Annotated in this window: 15 protein-coding genes and 1 pseudogene; 7 read left to right on the forward strand and 9 right to left on the reverse strand. The window is 45.6% G+C overall.

Annotated elements, in window-relative coordinates:
- Position 1 precedes the first annotated feature (1 nt).
- Both LIN98_RS06315 and LIN98_RS06320 read left to right on the forward strand, forming a co-directional pair.
- Positions 2-298, forward strand: coding sequence for an integration host factor subunit alpha (locus tag LIN98_RS06315; RefSeq protein ID WP_005543400.1), 297 nt, complete (start codon positions 2-4; stop codon positions 296-298).
- Positions 299-349: 51 nt separating this feature from the next.
- Positions 350-838: an NlpC/P60 family protein gene (locus LIN98_RS06320; protein ID WP_005572361.1), complete on the forward strand. Its 489-nt coding sequence runs from the start codon at positions 350-352 to the stop codon at positions 836-838.
- 94 nt (positions 839-932) lie between these two features.
- On the opposite strand, the gene ttcA is transcribed toward LIN98_RS06320, so the two are convergent.
- Entirely contained in the window at positions 933-1,898 is a 966-nt protein-coding gene (ttcA, locus tag LIN98_RS06325; protein WP_005568715.1) for a tRNA 2-thiocytidine(32) synthetase TtcA, read from the reverse strand.
- A gap of 140 nt (positions 1,899-2,038) precedes the next feature.
- On the opposite strand from ttcA, the gene LIN98_RS06330 reads away from it, so the two are divergent.
- Positions 2,039-2,455 (forward strand): DoxX family protein, encoded by a 417-nt coding sequence (locus LIN98_RS06330; RefSeq protein WP_005544757.1) that lies wholly within the window; start codon positions 2,039-2,041, stop codon positions 2,453-2,455.
- Between the two features lie 89 nt (positions 2,456-2,544).
- Here LIN98_RS06330 and LIN98_RS06335 read toward each other — a convergent pair whose 3' ends face one another.
- Positions 2,545-3,807 carry a TonB-dependent receptor plug domain-containing protein gene (locus tag LIN98_RS06335; RefSeq protein ID WP_148326205.1) on the reverse strand — a complete coding sequence of 421 codons (1,263 nt, stop codon included), beginning with the start codon at positions 3,805-3,807 and terminating at the stop codon, positions 2,545-2,547.
- A 1-nt stretch (position 3,808) separates the two neighbouring features.
- Positions 3,809-4,306 carry a hypothetical protein gene (locus LIN98_RS06340; protein ID WP_025298397.1) on the reverse strand — a complete coding sequence of 166 codons (498 nt, stop codon included), beginning with the start codon at positions 4,304-4,306 and terminating at the stop codon, positions 3,809-3,811.
- Between the two features lie 210 nt (positions 4,307-4,516).
- Here LIN98_RS06340 and LIN98_RS06345 point away from each other — a divergent pair, with 210 nt between their 5' ends.
- From LIN98_RS06345 to LIN98_RS10445, 4 genes and pseudogenes are all read left to right on the forward strand, one after another.
- Complete coding sequence (locus LIN98_RS06345; protein ID WP_005544749.1) at positions 4,517-5,518, forward strand: iron ABC transporter substrate-binding protein; 1,002 nt, start codon at positions 4,517-4,519, stop codon at positions 5,516-5,518.
- A complete protein-coding gene (locus LIN98_RS06350; protein ID WP_005544748.1) occupies positions 5,518-6,531 on the forward strand; it encodes a FecCD family ABC transporter permease in 1,014 nt (337 codons plus the stop codon). The genes LIN98_RS06345 and LIN98_RS06350 overlap by 1 nt, the downstream gene beginning before the upstream one ends.
- Entirely contained in the window at positions 6,528-7,277 is a 750-nt protein-coding gene (locus tag LIN98_RS06355) for an ABC transporter ATP-binding protein (RefSeq protein WP_005544746.1), read from the forward strand. The genes LIN98_RS06350 and LIN98_RS06355 overlap by 4 nt, the downstream gene beginning before the upstream one ends.
- A gap of 94 nt (positions 7,278-7,371) precedes the next feature.
- A pseudogene (locus LIN98_RS10445) lies at positions 7,372-9,768 on the forward strand (FepA family TonB-dependent siderophore receptor).
- A gap of 118 nt (positions 9,769-9,886) precedes the next feature.
- Here the strand turns inward: LIN98_RS10445 and LIN98_RS06370 are convergent.
- The 6 genes from LIN98_RS06370 to LIN98_RS06395 all read right to left on the reverse strand — a co-directional run bounded on the left by LIN98_RS06370 (position 9,887) and on the right by LIN98_RS06395 (position 15,731).
- Positions 9,887-10,096 carry a TOBE domain-containing protein gene (locus LIN98_RS06370; RefSeq protein WP_005543485.1) on the reverse strand — a complete coding sequence of 70 codons (210 nt, stop codon included), beginning with the start codon at positions 10,094-10,096 and terminating at the stop codon, positions 9,887-9,889.
- Between the two features lie 81 nt (positions 10,097-10,177).
- The gene (locus LIN98_RS06375; RefSeq protein WP_005568729.1) at positions 10,178-11,212 is read right to left on the reverse strand and encodes an ABC transporter substrate-binding protein; all 1,035 of its coding nucleotides are present in this window, start codon (positions 11,210-11,212) and stop codon (positions 10,178-10,180) included.
- A 12-nt stretch (positions 11,213-11,224) separates the two neighbouring features.
- The gene (locus tag LIN98_RS06380) at positions 11,225-12,013 is read right to left on the reverse strand and encodes an ABC transporter ATP-binding protein (protein WP_005544738.1); all 789 of its coding nucleotides are present in this window, start codon (positions 12,011-12,013) and stop codon (positions 11,225-11,227) included.
- Positions 12,014-12,018: 5 nt separating this feature from the next.
- On the reverse strand, positions 12,019-13,038 hold the full coding sequence (locus LIN98_RS06385; RefSeq protein ID WP_033000355.1) for a FecCD family ABC transporter permease: 1,020 nt from the start codon (positions 13,036-13,038) through the stop codon (positions 12,019-12,021).
- Positions 13,039-13,165: 127 nt separating this feature from the next.
- A complete protein-coding gene (locus LIN98_RS06390; protein WP_148326203.1) occupies positions 13,166-14,584 on the reverse strand; it encodes an efflux transporter outer membrane subunit in 1,419 nt (472 codons plus the stop codon).
- Positions 14,585-14,603: 19 nt separating this feature from the next.
- Entirely contained in the window at positions 14,604-15,731 is a 1,128-nt protein-coding gene (locus LIN98_RS06395) for an ABC transporter permease (RefSeq protein WP_249856091.1), read from the reverse strand.
- Between the last annotated feature and the right edge of the window lies 1 nt (position 15,732).

Genomic DNA, 15,732 nt, shown 5'->3' on the forward strand with positions numbered 1-15,732 from the left:
TATGACATTAACTAAAGTAGAACTCGCCGAAAATCTTATTGAGAAATTCCATCTCAGTAAACGTGAGGCAAAGGATTTGGTCGAAAGCTTTTTTGAAGAAATCCGTGTGGCTTTGGAAACAGGAAATGACGTGAAATTATCTGGTTTTGGTAATTTTGAATTACGTGATAAAGCTTCCCGTCCGGGTAGAAACCCGAAAACCGGTGAAAGCGTACCGGTTTCTGCCCGTCGTGTGGTGGTGTTCAAACCGGGACAAAAATTGCGCAACCGGGTTGAAAAGGTCAAACCGAAAGCTTAATAAATTGGCTACCGCAAGCGATTGTCGGTAGCTTTTTGTTATGGATGATTTATGCGTATTTCTTTTAAATCTCTACTTATTTGTTGTTCTGTCCTGGCGTTAGCCGCCTGTTCCGGAGGACCGTCAAAATCCTCGCGGATTAATTACAAAGGGCAGATAAACGATCCTATTATAGCGATTGCGCTTTTAAGCGAACAGCAATACGAATGGGCGGGAACGCCTTATCGTATCGGCGGACAAAGTCGCAGTGGCGTGGATTGCTCCGGTTTCGTGCAAACCACCTTTTTCGATCGCTTCGGCATAAAATTGCCGCGACAAACCAAAGATCAGGCAAATTACGGTCAGTATATTGAAAAAGGCGATATTCAAACCGGTGATTTGGTGTTCTTTAAAACCGGTCGCGGTCCTCATGGCTATCATGTGGGCATTTATGTGAAGGAAGACAAATTTCTGCACGCGTCTACTAAGGGTGGCGTGATTTATTCCTCGTTGAACAGCGATTATTGGCGTAAGGCATATTGGCAGGCAAGACGAATTTAATCACATACAATTTCTAGAAAAATCGTTGCGTAAAAACCGCGATTTTTTGTTTGCATATCGCCGTAAAAGTGCGGTCATTTTTTCCGATGTTTTCCTACCGCACTTCCTTAAAGGCGATCATTTCATGCTCGCTGAAATCCGCCTGATCTTCATCATCAAATTGCATCGGCGTGATGTTTTCTTCATCAAATGCCGTATCGCCTTCCACTCCTTCAATCAATTGACCGTGTTTAATGCCTTTGAAATCAAAAAGTTTTGGATCACACAGGTGAGACAACGTAATGTTTTGCATGGCGCTGAACATGGTTTCCAAGCGTCCCGGATATTGGCGATCCCAGGTATTCAGCATTTCTTTTACCACTTGACGTTGCAGATTCGGTTGCGAACCGCACAGATTGCAAGGAATAATCGGAAAAGCCTTCGCGACGGCATATTTTTCAATGTCTTTTTCTTTGCAGTACGCCAACGGGCGAATCACGATTTGTTTGCCGTCGTCGGAAATCAGCTTCGGCGGCATGGATTTTAATTTTCCGCCGTAAAACATATTTAAAAAGAGGGTCGCCAACATATCGTCGCGGTGGTGTCCTAAGGCAATTTTGGTGGCACCGAGTTCCGTTGCGGTACGATATAAAATCCCGCGGCGTAAACGGGAGCAGAGGGAGCAAGTGGTTTTGCCTTCGGGAATTTTTTCTTTCACGATGCCATAGGTGTTTTCTTCCACGATTTTGTAACCCACCCCGATACCTTGCAGATACCCAGGCAAAATATGTTCCGGAAAGCCCGGTTGTTTTTGGTCTAAATTAACCGCCACAATCCGGAATTTTATCGGCGCATTTTGCTGTAAATTCAACAAAATATCTAACAGCGTATAGCTGTCCTTCCCGCCGGATAAACACACCATCACCTTGTCGCCTTCTTCGATCATATTAAAATCTGCAATGGCGTTTCCCACATTTCGGCGTAGACGTTTTTGCAATTTATTGAAATTATAGCTTTTTTTCTTCTCGGTTTGCGTTATTGTCATAGGGTTGTCTGTATCGGATTGCGTAAAAGGCGGCATATTATATATGAACCGACGGGGGTTGTGTAATCCAATTATTGAAGATTCGGAAAGACAGCTTTTTTCCAAGCTATATTGATAAATATGTAGCAATTTTGTTACAATAAAACAGCATTTTTTATATTTTTGAGGAGATTTAAATGTCTATTGTGAAAAAATTTAATCAACTTGTTGATTTACCTGAACTGGCTAAGCTTATTTTACGTGTTGGTTTTTCAGTGTTATTTTTACTACACGGCGTGCATAAATTAAAAACCGGTGTAGATTTCGTCGCTATGAAGTTTATGGAATTCGGTTTACCGGCATCATTTGCATATCTTGCTTATTTGGCGGAAGTCGTTGCACCGGTTCTAATGATTTTAGGGGTTTATACCCGTATCGCCGCGTTTATTGCTGCGAGTGGTTCGGTGGTCATCATGATTTTAATGTATTCCGCCGATCTCTTCACGTTAACTAAAGTTGGTTCATGGACTGCAGAAGGCATTGCGACTTTCTTGTTTGCGTTTGTTGCCGTTATGCTTTTAGGTTCCGGCAAATATGCGTTAAAAGCAGATTAAAAACGCTGAGAAAAGCAACCGCACTTTATTCCTTAAAATAAATTGAGCTTTGTCATTGCAAGGCTCAATTTTTATCGCTAAGCAGAATATTAAAAACGATATTTCAAGTTAGAAAAATACACTCGTCCCGCTTCCGGATAACCGGCTTCATAATAGTAGTTTTTATCAAACAGGTTGAATACGCCGGCTTCCACGATGAATTGTTCGGTAACGTTGTAAGTGAGTTTGGCATTGGTATTGCCGAAGCCGGAAAGTCTAACCGTCGGCGCCCGGCTGCCGAAACCATCTCTGCTATAACGACCGTGTTCCGCTTCTTGACTGACATAAAGGGAAAGGTTAGGCACAATTTTCCAATCCACATAAGCGAAGAATTTATGTTGCGGAATATCGCGCACAATAAAGTTCGTGTAGGTTTTATTTTTTGCGCGGGTATAAGTGTAGTTGGCACCCAATGTCAGGTTATCCGTCGCAAAAATTGCGGCGGCAAGTTCCACACCCTTAAACACTTCTTTGCCGTAGTTTTGATTTTGTTCTTTATTGGAAATTGTCGGATGCGCCACAAGTTCAATGGCATCACGCACTTCGGAATAGAACAACGCGCCGTCCAGTCTTAACCAATTGCCGAAGGTGCGCGTATATTCATCCGTTGCGTTTGGGGTAAACGCCACTTTCAAACTGAGTTTTTTATCCCGTTGTACGGAATTTTCCGCCCGTGCGCCATCATCACCGCTTGGTAAAACCCGATGATAATGACGCGACAGTTGAAGCCCTTGTTTTTCTAAAAATGAACCGCTTAATTGGGCATAAAAATAGTCTTGTTTTGAACCTAAATTAAAGTAGGTTTGATTGGTGCCCGTGCTGCCGCTTCTACCGTGAGCAAATCCGTAGCCGATAGTGCCTTCAAACGGTTTGGTCGGTTTTTGCGTAATGAGATTTACCGCACCGCCCAGCGTGTTGGCGCCATAAAGCACGGAACTTGCGCCCTTGGAAATATCAATGCGGGATAAATCGAAGGTGGTGAAGCGACCAATGTCCATATTGCCGTCATAGGGCACATACACCGGAATGCCGTCAATAAACACTGGCACGCGATTGGCTTTAAATCCGCGTACCAACAAATTATGTTCATTGCGTGCGCCGCTACGATCCAAAAATACGCCCGGTGTGGTTTTCGCCACCTCGGCGACATTGGTTTGATTGTTTTTCTGTAAGTCAGCCTGTTCAATGCGTGTGGTGCTTAAATCCGTTGATCTATCGGCAATCACCTCAATTTGCCCAAGGGTAAAAACTTCTTCGGCATACGCCGGTAAGCAAGCCATAGCGATGGCGGTATAAAGCAGTGTCTTTTTCATTTTAATGTCCTTTTAAGTTAAAAGCAGGGATAGGATTAATTAAACGAAGTTGCAGCACGATGGTGATCGCAGCAAAAATCTTTTCATCATTATGGGGAAAATTCTCCCGTAAAGTGCTGTGGGAATTTTTGACGTTTATTTTTCCTTCGGCGAGTTCTTTTAGCAGCGCATCCAAATCCAGGTTTAACTGTTCGGCAATTTGCACAACGGAAAAATGCTCGAACGTCATGATCAAGCGGTCTAAATTGCAATAACTCGGGTATTTATTGTGTAAGACCAAATCGGCAAATTGGGTATTGATTTTCGCCAATTTATTTTTGCGGTTCAGAATATGCAGTAACAACGCGGCGACCAGCAAAACGGCAAAGCTCACATGAATATTGAACAGCATGCTCAATTGCCAACCGTAGAATAATCCGGCGCCGCTTATCACAACACACAACAAACTGATAATCAGCACACACAACAACAGGAATTTGTAAATGACTTCAAATTTCATGATGTTACCCCAACAGAATGTGAGAAAAATATAACGATGTATATTTAAAAACATAGCGTCTTCATTATAAATAAAAATCGCGAAAAGTTCGCCAGTATATTTAAAAATATATAGCGTTTTAGTAAAATTCATGCCGTTTACACAAGTTGAACGTGGCAAAGAAAATTTCAAATTCGTTGGATTTTATGACCGCACTTTAAGGAAATTCCCATGAAAAAATGGTTTATGCTGTTACTTCCGCTGACATTTATCGGCAGCCTTTGGGCGCAGGAAGCGCCTTCCCCCTTTCTTGCCGGGGAATTACCGGCAGCGCAAAAAATCGAAAAAGTCTTAAGCGCCGGTAATCCGAGTGATGCGTTATTGCTGGCCGCCGCGCCGCAAAAAATGGTCGGACTGGCGGGCTTTAAGATGGCATCCAAAGGCGGCAAATTATTTCCTGTGCAACAACAAGCGTTGCCGACCATCGGCAAAATTGCCGGAAAGGGCAGTACGTTTTCCGCCGAAAAAATCGTGGCGCTTCAACCGAATTTGATTATTGATGTGGGCAATGTGGCGCCGAATTACATCGATCAGGCAAAACGCACCTTTGCGCAAACCGGTGTGCCTTATTTATTGCTGGACGGCAGACTCGCCGAAACGCCGAAAACCTTGCGTGAGTTGGGCAAATTGCTAGGTGCGGAAACCTTCACGGAGCCACAGGCGCAATACGCGGAAGAAACTCTTAAAAGTGCGGGGGATTTTGCCGGCGTTTTACAACAAACCGCCTATTTGGCGCGCAGTGCCGACGGTTTACAAACAGGGCAAAAGGGATCCATTCATACGGAGGCTATGGAGTTGGTCGGCTTGCGCAATGTGGTGGAAGGCGAGCATAAAGGGTTAACACAGGTTTCTATGGAGCAGCTTCTGCTGTGGAATCCCGACATTATTTTGACCCAATACGCCGAATTTTTTCAAACCATCAAAGACAATCCCCAATGGCAGCAATTAAGTGCGGTCAAAAATCAGCGCGTTTTTTTCATTCCCAATCAGCCTTTCGGTTGGCTGGATTCCCCGCCGGGATTGAATCGCTTGCTCGGTGTGCGGTGGTTACAACATTTATTAAGCAATAAACCGATGGACGATTTTGCACCCGAAGTGCAACGGTTTTATAAATTGTTCTACCACATTGATTTATCAAAAGCGCAAGCTGAGCAGTTGCTACAGGGACAATAATGCAAAATCTTATCCAACGTGCGCCACGCCTGTTCTTTTTATTGCTGACGGGAATTTTAGTCGGCAGTATTTTACTTGCCCTGAACGTGGGGAAATTTCCCGTTTCACCAAGTCAATTATGGCAAACGCTCGTTTGTTCCGTGAATTCACAATGTGACACAAACTCACCGATTCACACCGTGTTATGGCAAATTCGCTTGCCTCGCATTGCGGTGGCTTGTTTGGTCGGTGCCGCTTTAGCCTGCGCGGGGGCGACCTATCAGGGGATGTTTAAAAATCCATTGGTTTCGCCGGATATTTTGGGCGTATCCGCCGGCGCCGGGTTTGGGGCGTCACTGGCAATTTTCTACAATTTACCGATGTTTTATATTCAGCTTTTTGCCTTTCTTGGCGGCATTGCCACGGTATTTTGCGTTTCCCTTATCGCAACCCGTAGCAAAGACCAAGACCCGATTCTCGTTCTCGTATTATCGGGAATTGCCATCGGTTCGTTGCTTGGCGCGGGGATTTCGTTGTTGAAAATTCTCGCCGATCCTTTTACCCAACTGCCTTCCATTACTTTTTGGCTACTAGGAAGCTTAACCGCCATTAGTCCGCAAGATGTGTTGCAACTGGCGCCGATTTTATTGCTCGGTATGGCGCCGCTATTTTTACTTCGTTGGCGTTTAAATTTGCTTTCTTTAGAGGAAGAAGAAGCGCGCAGCCTTGGCGTACCGATAAAAATGACCCGCTACATTTTGATTATTTTTACCACCCTTTGCACGGCAAGTGCGGTGTCTATTACAGGCATTATCGGTTGGGTCGGCTTATTGGTGCCGCATATTGCCCGTTTATTGGTGGGCGCCAATTTTATCCTGTTGCTTCCGACATCTTTGCTTCTCGGCGCCGCTTTTCTGTTATTAACGGACACTTTAGCGCGCACCGTTGCCGACATTGAGCTGCCTCTTGGCATTTTGACATCTGCCTGCGGCGCACCGTTTTTCCTTTATTTATTATTGCGGGGCAGACGATGAATTTAGTGGAAACCCGTGATTTAGCCATTGGCTACGGCGATAAAATACTGGTGAACAACATCAATTTCCGTTTACAGGAAAAGCAAATTTGTTGTTTATTGGGGGCAAACGGCGCGGGCAAAAGCACCTTTCTGAAAACCTTGTTAGGGCTACAAGCTCCGCTACAGGGGGAAGTGTATTGGCGGCAACGTCCTTTATCGGATTACAGCCAAGGGGAATTGGCGTGCAACATTGCTTATGTGCCGCAAGCTCATCAGCATTTATTCCCTTTTTTGGTGCAGGATATGGTGCTGATGGGACGTTCGGCGTATCTCAAATGGTATCAATCACCGAAAGCCGAAGATCGTGATTTGGCGCTTTCCGCCCTTGCCGGTTTACAAATCGAACATCTCGCCAAGCGTTATTATCACCAACTGAGTGGGGGAGAGAAACAGTTGGTGCTGATTGCCCGCGCCATTGCGCAACAGGCAACATTATTGATCATGGACGAACCCACCGCGAGCCTGGATTTCGGCAATCAAATTCGTGTGTTGGAAAAAATAAAACACCTGCAAACGCAAAATATCGCCTTATTGATCACCACACATAACCCGCAGCAAGCGATGTATTTGGCGGAAAACATTCTGTTGCTCGATCAAGAATACGGTTTTCAGCAAGGCTCAAGAGAAGCGCTGTTGACCTTGGAAAACTTGGCAAAAATCTACCGCACTTCAGAACAGCAATTACGCCGGCATTTGTGTTTTTAGAAGATTTATTTGCACCTACCCATTTATGATTATTTATTATTTTATATAGCGATCGTATTATTGCTCGGTTTTTACTCAACCCCAAGGACGTACCATGAAAAAACTCCTGCCGTTCAGTCTGATTAGTTTGGCTGTCATTTCAACCTTTACCCACGCACACGCAGAAGACACGCAAAATTTAGATGAAATTCAAGTGACCGCCGAACAGCAAGTGAAACAGTCACTGGGCGTGTCCGTCATCACGGAAAAAGATCTGGAACGAAATCCCATTGAAAATGATGCGTCTGAAATCATCGCCAAACAACCGGGTGTCACTTTAAGTACCAATGCACCGGGCGGCGCACGCGGCAATAAACGCCAAGTGGATATTCGTGCTATGGGGCCGGAAAACACCTTGATTCTGGTGAACGGCAAACCGGTAAAATCCCGTAATTCCGAACGCTATGGCAGAAACGGCATGCGGAATACCCGCGGCGACACCAACTGGGTGCCGGCAGATGCTATTGAGTCCATTGAAGTCTTGCGAGGTCCGGCAGCAGCACGTTATGGTTCAGGCGCCATGGGCGGGGTGGTGAACATTAAAACCAAAGCACCAACCGCAGAATATCACGGCAGTTTAAATCTATTTACCGAGCAACCGGAAGACAGCAAAGAAGGCCATACCAACCGTCTGGGTTTTAATTTCAGCGGTCCGTTGATTAAAGATGTTTTAGGCTTCCGTTTATACGGCAACATTGCTAAAACAAAAGCCGATGCATTGGATATTAATTCCGCTGAAGATGCCGGGACCAATAATAATGCGGCGACACAAGACAACACCCGCTATGCCGGTCGTGAAGGCGTGCGTAATCGTGATGTGGCAGCCCAGTTAGTTTGGAACATCACGCCGGATCAAAAATTAACCCTTGATGCCACATACAGCCGTCAAGGTAATATTTATAACGGCGATACGTAAAATAGCTCCGTTTTAGTCAGCCAAGCCATGCAAACAAGCCGTCAACTGGCGTTACAAAAAGCGGAAACCTCAACGCTTTATCGTCAAAGTTATAGCTTAACGCACGAAGGTAAATGGGGTTCATTTGACAACCGCACTTATTTCACTTTCGATCAAACCCGTAACTACCATTATCCGGAAGGTTTGTTGGGCAGTACGGAAGGGGCTTACAACGGGTTAAATAAATCTGTTGGCTTTCTCAGAAATTACCGTTTCAGTAACGAACTTTATATTCCGTTTACCTTGGGCAGTACCGGCCATATGGTTACCATTGGTGCGGAAGCTTCCCGTTCAGAATTAAACGATGCCGCGTCTATGACACAAACTATGCAGGTTTACGCGATTGTGCCTTGGTTAGCGGATAAAGGGCGTAGTGGTAAAGTGGCACAAAATGAATGGGCGGCATTCTTGGAAGACAACATTATGTTGCCAAATAACAAAACCATTTTAACGCCGGGCATTCGTTTTGATTCCAGCACGAATTCTAAATCCAACTGGAGCCCATCATTCAACTTCTCCCACCAAGTCAGCGAAAACTGGAAAATTAAAGGTGGCGTGGCAAGAGCCTATAAAGCACCGAATCTTTATCAATCTTCGCCAAATTATTTATTGGTGAATGCAAGTAACGGTTGCCCGATTGATAGCGCAAATAACTGGAATAATCCGAATGCGTTAAATCCGACCGGTGGTAACGGCACTCGAAATAACCCTTATACAAACAGCAATGCCAAAGGGTTTGACTGGGGTCGTGCCTGCTATTTCCTGGGCAATGAAAACATCAAACCGGAAACCAGCTGGAATAAAGAAATTGGCTTTGAATATGAAAACGAAGGCAAGTTGTTCTCCTTGGCGTATTTCCATAATGATTACCGTAACAAGATCGTCTCTAACGGGGAATTCTTAACCACCATTGACGCGCCTGCAGGTGGTTACGATCGCGAAATTCGTGCAAGCAACACCCCGAACGGAAGCGCGATTTATCGTAACTACACGGCAACCAACGTTTATCGTTGGGGCAATACGCCACGCGCGATTATCGAAGGGCTGGAAGGCAATATTACCTTGCCATTCTTGGATGATGCCATTTTATTTAGCACCAATTTCACTTATATGCTCAAAAATGAAAACAAGCAAACCGGCAATCCGATTTCCCTTGTACCGAAATATACGGTGAACAGTAATCTTAATTGGAAAATTAATGATCATTGGGACATTAATACGTCTTACACCCGTTATGGCAGACAAAAAACCGTTGAAAATGCTGAAAACTTTATGCAGGTGATTTATACCACCGGTGAAAGCCTTGTTAACCAATATCATCTTGGTAGTTATGGTAGTTGGGGCGCTAATGTCGGGTATAAATTTAACGACAATTTAAGCCTACGCATGGGTGTGAATAATATTTTAGATAAACGTATTTATCGTAATGCAGGGACGGCACGCACTTATAATGAACGTGGTCGCTCTTACTTTGCTAATCTGAAATACAGTTTCTAATGAATGATATAAGAAAGTGCGGTGATTTTTCACCGCATTTTTTATGGAAGAAAAACACATAAAAAAACAACCGCACTTTTCAAATGCAGTTGTTTTATCGTCTAAAAATCGGTAGAAATTATTCTACACCGACCATCACGGAGGTGGCTTTGATAATCGCATAAGCGTCTTTGCCGACAGCTAAGCCTAACTCTTTTACCGCTTCAATGGAGATGGTGGAAGAAATCACGTTTCCGCCGCCGATGTCAATTTGAACGATAGCGTTTACGGAACCGGTTTCGATTGAAACGACTTTGCCTTTTAATTGGTTTCTCGCACTGATTTTCATAGATATTTCCTTATGATAAAGCCTAACTAGGCAGGTAAAAAACAGCGCGCATTCTACAAGAAATTCAATCGAATGCCAACACTACTTAAGCGGGGGTAGCCCTTTTAAGATTTGTTGTGCATTTTCTTTGCTCAAACTGTAATTGTAGTATCTTTGATAAAAATCCTGCGTTTTCAGCACTATATCCAAATCGCCGAAACGTTCAGGATGGAATAATTGTGCCGCCCAGAGAATTTGTAAGGCTTCTTCCGCGCTGTAACGATCCCAAGGGAAGGTGCCTGTCGGGTTGGCATAAATCCGATTATTTTTGACCGCACTTATGGATTGCCAGGTCGGATCCGCTTTGATTTTCTCAATTGCCGCTTGGGCTTTGTTGCCGCTGCTGCCGATGATAATCACATCCGGGTTGGCTTGCACAATGGCTTCCATGGTGACATTCACCATATTGGCTTCATCCGGTAGCACATTTCTGCCGCCCGCCATGCGAATCCAATCCCCGATCATGGATTTTCCGCCGTCAATTTTGAGCAAATCCGAGCCACTAGTGATGTGTAACACCCGTGGTTTTTGGCTGTCTTTGACATCTTTAACGCGTGAATGGACAAAATTGATGTTGTCGTTCAATTCTTTAATGTATTTTTTCGCCACTTTAGGCGCGTCGCCACCCAACACGTCTGCGGTAATGCGCACGGTTTTCTTTAATCCGTCAAAATCCTGAAAACTCACGTGTACGCCTTTTAAGCCTGCTTGGTTCACTTCCTTCAACATGGATTTTTTAGAAAGCAATACGGCATCGGGTTTTTGCGCCAATAATTCTTCAATTTGAATCGTTTCGCCGTTGGTCAAGACAGGTACTTCTTTAATTCTCGGATACACTTCCTTATACCAAGGATTCGCGCTGATCGAAGTCGTGGTTGCCACCAGTTTGTCTGCGCCGCCCAATAACAACACGATTTGATTATTGGCGTGCCACAAATCTGCCACACGTTCTACGCGATCAGGAATATCCACTTGATTGCCATCCACATCGGTGATGATTTTCGCCTGCACGGAAAATGCCAGCAGGGTAGCCGCAAAAAGTGCGGTGTGTTTTAACAATGTTTTTTTCATGGTCATAAGTACGTCCTCTTAAATATGCGTAATGGCACAGATTTTACGTTGTAATTCAGGTACATCAATTAACCGCAAATCCGTTTGGTAAAGTTCTCGCAGATTGTCTTCCGTGAGAATAGCCTCGGTGAAACCGCAATGCAATTTTCCCGATTTCGTTAAAATCGCTACTTTGCTGTTCGGAATGACTTCATTAAGCAACATCGGATGATCGGGGTTATGTGTTGTCATAATAATAGAAAATTGCTGATGTGATAACCCTTTAATCAGGCTTAATGTCTTAAATACATTGCCGTAATCTAACGCGGAGGTGGGTTCATCAAACAAAATCAGTTGCGGCTGTTGCACCAGAATTTTGGCTAAATTCACCAGCTGCTTTTCGCCGCCGCTCATTTGCATATAGATTTTGTCTGCAAAATGGCGAATGCTCAGTTGTGCCAGCGCCCGTTCCGCCAAATGATAATCTTCTTCGCGCGGTTTGCCGAACAAGCCTAGATGGGCGGCTCGCCCCAGTACCACGTAATCCAGCACCTTGTATTGATACGTCTGCGGCGAATGCTGCGAAACATAAGCCACTTGGCGGGCAATTTGTTTGGCGGAAAGTTGTTTGATTTCCTTATTTTGCAGAAAAATTTCACCGCACTTTGGTTTCAGTAAGCCGGCAATGCAATTTAACAGGGTGGATTTCCCCGTGCCGTTGGCGCCGAGAATAGTGAGCAGCTCGCCCGCCTTCAGTTCCAAATCAATGCCATTAAGCAACGGAATATTACGTTGATGCTGAAAGTAAAGTTGATTAATTTTTAACATTGTCATCAGTCCGCCACCTTTTGTTTCACTAACACCCAAGCAAAGAACGGCGCGCTTATAAAGCCCGTGAGAATACCGAGAGGAATTTCCTGCGTGTATAAATTGCGTGCCAAAGTGTCGATAATCAACAGGAAAATCGCGCCGATAAGGGCTGAAAGGGGAAGGGTGCGTAAATTGTTGTCGCCGATAAACATACGCGCCAAATGGGGAATAATCAAGCCGATCCAACCGATGGTGCCGCTTAAGCACACGGCGGAGGCGGTGAGCAACGTGGCGAACATCACCATCAGATTGCGTTCAAAACGAATATTGGCGCCGATGAGTTTTGCTTCCCGATCACCCAAAGACAGCACATTAATGCGCCAACGCATCATCAATAACGCCGCGGTGGTGAACAGAATCATCGGTGCAAGCAGACGCAAATTTTGATAATCCGCTTTAGTCAGGCTGCCCATTTGCCAATAAACAATGTCTGCGAGCTGGGTTTCCGGGTCGGCAAGATATTTCACCAACCCCAAACACGCCATCATAAAACCGGATATGATAATACCCGACAGCACCAAAATAATCGTCGAATCCCGTCGCACCAGTTTCGGCAGGCTCATGGTCATTAGCACTGCCAGCAAACCGCCCACGAATGCAAAACCCTGAATGGCAAACAAGCCAAGTCCCAGCAAAATCGCCACCGCCGCGCCGATACAGGCGCCGCCGGACACACCGAGCAAATCGGGCGAAACTAACGGATTACGGAAAATCCCCTGAAAAGTCGCCCCGGCAAGCGCCAGCGCCGCCCCGACCAAGAGCGACGCAAGAATGCGCGGTAAACGCAGGTTAAAAATAATGTTGTTCTGCACCTCGTTCGGGTTATTCCCCGTCAGCGTTTGCACCACATTCTCAACAGGAATGGCAAATCGCCCCCAAGACAACGAAAACAACGCCAGCCCGACAAGTAATAAGGCAAGTAATATAAAAATAAATCTGTTTTTATTCATCAGAAAAGTGCGGTGAGTTTTAAAAGTGCCCATTATACACATCTTTATGCTTTATTTTATATAGCGAGTTTGGGGTAAGGCGGGCGCAGTGAAAAACATCGGGAAAACCACCGCACTTTTACAAAACGCAAAAGTGCGGTCGATTTCGCAAACGTTTTTTTCATCGCTCGGACCAACCGCCACCTAGTGCTTTATACAAACTAATCAAATTCTTCGCCCCCGCTAAACGGCTTTGGATGAGTTGGTTTTGGTAATCCAGTGCGGTGAGGCGGGCGGTGAGGGCGTTGTCTAAGGTTTTTTCGCCGTAGTTAAATAATTTCTCCGTATTGCCTGCCTGCTTTTGCGCCTGTTGGCAGGCGGTTTGTAGCAATTGGGTTTGGCGATTTAATGCGGCTTGTGCCTGATAGCTGTTATCTACATCGGCAAGGGCTTGCAGCAAGCCTTTGTCGTATTGAAGTAAGGCAGCTTTCAGGCGGGCGTCGGCGGCGTCAATGTTGGCTTGAATGCGTCCGTTAGTGAAAATCGGCAGGCTAATGTCGAGGCTCAACAAATTGCCCCAACCTTTTAAATCGGGAATGTCCGTGTTGATGTCAATGCGCCCTATTTGTCCTAAAAATTGAATCTCAAAGCGCGGGTATAAATCCGCTTTGGCAGAAGCCAGTTTTGCCGCCAGCGCTTGTACTTGGGCGCGATAAGTGCGTAAATCGGGGCGGCGTTCCAATACATTGCCGGGCATTACACCATGCGGGGCGGCTGGTAAAACACCGAGAAAATCCACCGCACTTTTGTTAAGACGGAAGTCTTGCGGCGGTTTGCCGATAAGAATAGCAATGGTGCGTTCGTTACCGGCGATTTGTGCGTTCAGCGTGGCTTGTTGCGCCTGCACGGCGCTGATTCGGCTTTCCACCTGCAACACATCGTTGGCGTTCGCTTGTCCGGCGCGGAAGCGACCTTCCGCATAACCTTTCAATCGGCGTAAGTATGTTTCGTTTTGTTGTAACAGCGCATTTTGCTGATGTAAGGCGGCAATATTGGCATAACTTTCGGCGATTTGCCCGGCAACCAACATTTGGGCGGCATAAACCTGTTGTTGTGCGGCTAGGAAGGCAGCTTGTGCCGCATCGCGATCGCTACGTTTTTTACCGAAGAAATCCAACTCCCAGCTTGCCGTGATTCCCGCATGTTGCACATTTCCTGACCGATCATAAGTACGCTGTGTCAACGGATTTTCCCCATGAGAATGAATCATGCCCGCCGAACCTTGCGCGCCGACTTTAGGGCCCAGATCCGCCTGCGTATATTGACTGTTCGCCTGCGCTTCCTGCAAACGGGCTTTGGCGATTTCAATATCAAGGTTATTTTGTAGTCCCAGTTCGATTAATCGGGTCAATTGCGGATCCCGCCAGTTTTGCCACCAACGGGCGATTTCCTGTATGTTTTTAGAGGTCGCCGCATTTTGTGTTTGCTCAAATTGTGCAGGCATTTCCACTTGAGAAGATAAATCGACATTGGTCGTGCAAGCGCTGAGGGTGATAAACGCCGCGATGAATGTGAATTTAAAAGCGAATTTATTTGCCATAACGTTTTCCTTCTGAATCTTAGCCTTGGCGCGACAACATGGATTTAAACTGGGCAAGTGCGATACCTAAGAATAATGCGCCCAACGCCGCAATTTGGAGCAGTTTATCCCACACCACATCAAGCCCTGTGCCACGGAACAGCACATCTTGCGCATAAGCCCCGAAAATGGCGGTGGGGGAGAATTGGATCAGTTTTTGTACGAATTCCGGCATATTTTCCAACGGCGACATGGTGCCGGAAAGCAGATACATCGTGATATACACCGGCAGAACCAACAAACCGAATTGAGGCATGGTCGGGGCAAAAATCGCCAGCATAATGCCAAGGGAGGCAATAGAAAAAATAAACACTGCCGCGCCTAAAATATAAAGCGAAAAGGCACCTTGCGGCAGGGGCGTGCCGATGATTTTATGCACCACAAAATAGAGTGAAAACATCACGACGGTGAGCAACACCAGTTCGTTCGCCACGATTTTCGCCATAGCAATTTCGCTGGAGCGTACGGGCATCACCAAAATATGTTCCAGCGTGCCGCGCTCCCGTTCCCGAATGACAGCGGCGCCCACCAGCAACATGGTTAATAAATTCAAATAGCCCACAATGTTCATGCCGCCCATAAACCAGTTACCGGAAAAATTCGGGTTATAAAGCACATTAATGGTGGGTTGAATGAGTATGCCGTTATTGCTTTGAAGGTGCGGAAAATCGTTAATTTCACCGTGAAAAATTTGTGAAATATAAGCGGAACCGATGGCGGCTTGCGTCATTGCCGTGGCGTCGGATAATAACTGAATCAGCGGGTTACGCCCCGCAAGTACATCACGTTCATAATTCGGCGGAATATCTAAAATGAACGTATATTCTCCTGTGTCCATCAGGCGATCCGCCTGTTGTGCATGAATTGTATGCACTTTACGGAAGTTCGGCGGAATCAGGCTTTGTTGCAGGCGATAAGACAACGCCGAGTGATCGTTATCCACAATGGCAACGGAGGCATTTTTCACTTCCAAGGTAATCGAATTGGCAACGGTGTAAATAGCGACGGTGAACATATAAATAATTAACACCACCAGAACCGGATCGGAAAATAAACTGCGCAGTTCTTTGCCCGATAAATAAAACACATTTTTTATCCATCTGAACATA

This window comes from Aggregatibacter actinomycetemcomitans, from assembly GCF_023518055.1.
Taxonomy (GTDB): Bacteria; Pseudomonadota; Gammaproteobacteria; order Enterobacterales; family Pasteurellaceae; genus Aggregatibacter; species Aggregatibacter actinomycetemcomitans.

What these genes read in the sequence shown, in the direction of transcription:
- LIN98_RS06315 (WP_005543400.1), top strand. Translation starts at nt 2, where the DNA reads ATGACATTAACTAAAGTAGAACTCGCCGAAAATCTTATTGAGAAATTC.
- LIN98_RS06320 (WP_005572361.1), top strand. Translation starts at nt 350, where the DNA reads ATGCGTATTTCTTTTAAATCTCTACTTATTTGTTGTTCTGTCCTGGCG.
- ttcA (WP_005568715.1), bottom strand. Translation starts at nt 1,898, where the DNA reads ATGCCGCCTTTTACGCAATCCGATACAGACAACCCTATGACAATAACG.
- LIN98_RS06330 (WP_005544757.1), top strand. Translation starts at nt 2,039, where the DNA reads ATGTCTATTGTGAAAAAATTTAATCAACTTGTTGATTTACCTGAACTG.
- LIN98_RS06335 (WP_148326205.1), bottom strand. Translation starts at nt 3,807, where the DNA reads ATGAAAAAGACACTGCTTTATACCGCCATCGCTATGGCTTGCTTACCG.
- LIN98_RS06340 (WP_025298397.1), bottom strand. Translation starts at nt 4,306, where the DNA reads ATGAAATTTGAAGTCATTTACAAATTCCTGTTGTTGTGTGTGCTGATT.
- LIN98_RS06345 (WP_005544749.1), top strand. Translation starts at nt 4,517, where the DNA reads ATGAAAAAATGGTTTATGCTGTTACTTCCGCTGACATTTATCGGCAGC.
- LIN98_RS06350 (WP_005544748.1), top strand. Translation starts at nt 5,518, where the DNA reads ATGCAAAATCTTATCCAACGTGCGCCACGCCTGTTCTTTTTATTGCTG.
- LIN98_RS06355 (WP_005544746.1), top strand. Translation starts at nt 6,528, where the DNA reads ATGAATTTAGTGGAAACCCGTGATTTAGCCATTGGCTACGGCGATAAA.
- LIN98_RS06370 (WP_005543485.1), bottom strand. Translation starts at nt 10,096, where the DNA reads ATGAAAATCAGTGCGAGAAACCAATTAAAAGGCAAAGTCGTTTCAATC.
- LIN98_RS06375 (WP_005568729.1), bottom strand. Translation starts at nt 11,212, where the DNA reads ATGACCATGAAAAAAACATTGTTAAAACACACCGCACTTTTTGCGGCT.
- LIN98_RS06380 (WP_005544738.1), bottom strand. Translation starts at nt 12,013, where the DNA reads ATGTTAAAAATTAATCAACTTTACTTTCAGCATCAACGTAATATTCCG.
- LIN98_RS06385 (WP_033000355.1), bottom strand. Translation starts at nt 13,038, where the DNA reads ATGGGCACTTTTAAAACTCACCGCACTTTTCTGATGAATAAAAACAGA.
- LIN98_RS06390 (WP_148326203.1), bottom strand. Translation starts at nt 14,584, where the DNA reads ATGGCAAATAAATTCGCTTTTAAATTCACATTCATCGCGGCGTTTATC.
- LIN98_RS06395 (WP_249856091.1), bottom strand. Translation starts at nt 15,731, where the DNA reads ATGTTCAGATGGATAAAAAATGTGTTTTATTTATCGGGCAAAGAACTG.